The 3,552-nt window shown below is 76.1% G+C and carries 3 protein-coding genes; 1 reads left to right on the top strand and 2 read right to left on the bottom strand.

Annotated elements, in window-relative coordinates:
* A partial coding sequence (locus ETD85_RS60895) for a M48 family metalloprotease (RefSeq protein ID WP_170247479.1) occupies positions 1-1,420 on the bottom strand: 1,420 nt, incomplete at its 3' end.
* Between the two features lie 3 nt (positions 1,421-1,423).
* Positions 1,424-1,933, bottom strand: coding sequence for a hypothetical protein (locus ETD85_RS60890; protein ID WP_138698870.1), 510 nt, complete (start codon positions 1,931-1,933; stop codon positions 1,424-1,426).
* 564 nt (positions 1,934-2,497) lie between these two features.
* Here ETD85_RS60890 and ETD85_RS60885 point away from each other — a divergent pair.
* Positions 2,498-3,552 (top strand): NAD(P)-binding domain-containing protein (locus ETD85_RS60885; protein ID WP_138698869.1); only part of this gene is annotated, 1,055 nt, incomplete at its 3' end.

The following is a 3,552-nucleotide window of genomic DNA, read 5'->3' as shown; positions in this document are numbered from 1 at the left end:
CCCCCATAGCGACCGGCACGACCCGCGCCGGCCCGCCCGCCGCGCGCCGGACGAGCGCCGCCCGCCACAGCCCGAGCCCGGCCGATCCGCCCAGCAGCAGCCCGGTGAGCACGGCGGGGACGAGGAAGGCGAGATCGGTACGCCCCGTGGTGGTCAGCACGCCGGTCAGGCCCCCGACCACCAGCGGCACGGTGAGGGCGGCGAGGAACGCGGCGCTGAACCCGTCCAGGAACGTGACGTCCACGGCCAGTTCGGGCCGCTCCAGCACGGCCCGGCGGCGGGCCGGCGAGGGATGGTAGGCCGGCAGCCGCCGATACCACGGCGACGCGTCCTGGTCCCGCGCGCGGGCGAGGATCGCGGTGAACGCGGCAGGCCCGCCGCCCGCTCTGGCCGCGCGCAGGTCGGCGTCGTGTTCGCGGGAGCGCAGCAGCGAGCGGGACACGAGCAGGGCCGTCACCGCCAGCAGGAGCACCCGCCAGGCATAGCCGGGCAACAGGGAACGATCGGCCGCCAGGAGCATGACCACGACCGGCAGGACGAGCAGGGGCGCGAGGACGTACCCCACCGAGCGGGCCAGCCAGGCCAGGGCGACGTCGCGATGGGCGACGTGCGCGAGCTCGTGGCGTACCAGCGGATCGAACAGCTCCCCCTTCCGCCACCGCACGGCCACGGCCTGGGGCAGCACGATCCGGTAGCGTCCCGGCCTGCCGAAGCCGTAGCCGTCGCGCAGCGTGGCCGGCCCCAGGAACACCTCGGGGACGCGCGCCAGCCCCGCCTCCGCCGCGAGGACGGCGACCCGCTCGGCGGCCTGCGGCACCATCGGCCCCAGCGGACGCAGCCGGCGCCGGCGCTCGATGACGACCGGAGCCAGGAACAGCACCGCCAGGCCGGCCGCCGCCGCGAGCGCCACGCCCCCGAGCGCGAACCCCGCCGTGCGCCGCGCGGACGGCATGAGACAGCGTTCGAGCAGCACCTGGTGCGCGCCGGCCAGCTCGTAGCGCCCGAGCTCGATCGGCCCGGGCTCCGCCGGCCCCGTGCTGCCCGGCGGGACGAGCGACTCGGGGCGGGGGAGCAGGGCACGCCGCTCGACCGGGGTCAGGCCGGCGGCCGTCCGCGCCGCCTCGGCGTCGCAGCGGGCCGCGACGCTGATCCAGTCGTCATGGAGCTGTTCGTGCAACCAGCCGCCCACGAAGGCACCGGCGCTGAGCAGCGCGGCCAGGAGCAGGACGAAACGCGAGGCCGTCGGCGACGGGTAAGCCAGCGCGAACGGCCGCACCGCCCCGCCGACCCTGCCGCTTCCGCCGGCCCTGCTGCTTCCGCCGGCTCCGCCGCTCCCGCCGGTCCCAGCGCCGTCGCCGGTCTGGGACGTGCCGCCGGGCCCGGGGGTGTCACCCGGTCCGGAGGCCCCGCTGGTGTTCATGGCTCACCGGGCCACCAGCCCGCCCACCACGGCGTCGGCGAGGAGCTTCGCCTGCTCGTCCGCGAGCTGGACGCCCTGGGCCGCCCGGAAGGCGATCTCGCGCACCTCCCGGAGCTGCTCCTTGCTCAGCGGCTCGACCCTCGCCGGCGCCGCGTCCTGGGCGGCCGCCACCTCCTTGCGGCGGAAGCGCCGCCGTACGAGACCCACCAGGTGCGTGGCGGACTCGGCCGCCACCGCCTCGGCCATCGTCGTGACCAGGAACTGCACCACCGGTACGGCCACCGCCAGCACGTACGGCGTCAGCATGACCATGTCGAGGCCGAAGCCGACCGGCTCGTCCCGGGGCCGGAAGGCCGCCACGGCCCGTGGGTCGCGGAAGTATTCGGCGGCGTTGTCCTCGAACAGCACCAGCTCCTCCGGCGCGCTCTCCTCGAGCACGAGCCGGGCCAGCTCGGCCACCAGCGCGTTCTCGGCATCCAGCGGGAGTTGCGCGGCGGCAACCTCATTGCTCACTGGGCCCCCTCAGCTGACCTGACCCCCGGGTTCCGACACCCCCCGGAGGCCGGAGCCACGGGGCAGCGCCACACGCGAATGCCCCATAGGAAACCACGCGCGCACGACGCTGTCACCCCGCCCGCGGGCCCGCGCTCAGCCCGCGGGCGGCCTAGTGGTCAACCGGCCTTCCGGTAGCCGCGAAGTAGCCGCGATCACCGTCCCACCCGCGTCCGGGCGGCTGCGGCCCGCAGCAGGTGCCGCCGCAGGCCGCGGCCCACGCCGCTCGCCCCAGCCACCCGCGCTCTTCCGGGCCACCCGCGCGCACCCGAGCCACCCGCGCGCACCCGGCCTCGCTGGGCAGTGGCTCCAGGATGGGGGAGATCACCGGCAGGACGGTCCCGTCCCGGCGACGAGTTGCCTGGGCTGTGGTGCCGGGTGGCGGGTGGCGGCACCCCACCCCGACCGTGGCCGGCCCACGCATGGGGACAATCAGCTACGGACGACGTCAACGTCAGATTTCCCGCCCGAGACGCGATCACGAGGGCCGGGAAGAGGGCGGGGCCGCCGGCGGTTCCTCTGATCGTGGAAGAGACCGAGGTGGTGGTGATCGGCGCCGGGCAGGCGGGCCTGTCCAGCGCGTACTTCCTGCGCCGGTTCGGGTACGAGCCGGTCGTCCTGGACGCGGCCGAGGGCCCCGGGGGAGCCTGGCGGCACCGATCGCCCTCGCTGACCATGGACAAGGTGCACGGCATCTTCGACCTGCCGGGCGTGCACCGCGAGCCCGGCGTGGACGCCCTGCGGCCGGCCGTCGAGGCGGTCCCGGCCTACTACGCCGCCTACGAGGAGCGGATGGGGCTGGACGTGGTGCGCCCGGTCCGGGTGGAGTCCGTCCGGCGGGGCGAGGACGGCCTGCTGGTGGTCGGGACGGACGCGGGCGAGTGGTCGGCCCCGGCCGTGGTGAACGCGACCGGCACGTGGACCCGGCCGTACTGGCCGTACTATCCGGGGGCGGCCGGCTTCCAGGGGCGGCAGCTCCACTACGCGGGCTATCGGGGGCCGGCGGAGTTCGCCGGGCGGCGGGTGGTCGTGGTGGGCGGCGGGGCGTCGGCGATGCACGTGCTGTCCGAGATCGCCGGAGTCGCCGCCGCCACCGCGTGGGTGACGCGGCGGCCGCCCGTCTTCAGGGACGACGACTTCGGGGAGGACGCCAGGCGCGAGGCCGTCGCCCTGGTCGAGGAGCGCGTACGTGCCGGGCTGCCGCCGCAGAGCGTCGTCAGCGTCACCGGCCTCGGCTACAGCACGGTCGTACGGGAGGCGCTGGCTAAGGGGGCGCTGGACCGGCTGCCCATGTTCCACCACCTGACCGGGGACGGAGTCGCCTGGCAGGACGGCCGGCGCCTGGCGGCGGACACGATCGTCTGGGCCACCGGCTTCCGCTCGGCCCTGGACCACCTCGCCCCGCTGCGTCTGCGGGAGCCCGGCGGCGGCATCAAGGTCGACGGCACCCAGGTGGTCAAGGAGCCCGCGCTCCAGCTCGTCGGCTACGGCCCCTCGGCGAGCACGATCGGCGCCAACCGCGCAGGTCGTGCAGCCGCCCGCAACGTCCGCCGCCACCTGACCGCCCGCTCAGCCCGCCC

Origin of the sequence: Nonomuraea zeae, from assembly GCF_005889725.1 — a bacterium.
Classification (GTDB): domain Bacteria; phylum Actinomycetota; class Actinomycetes; order Streptosporangiales; family Streptosporangiaceae; genus Nonomuraea; species Nonomuraea zeae.
Note: the sequence above shows the minus strand (reverse complement) of the source record. Positions and strands in the feature narration are given on the sequence as shown.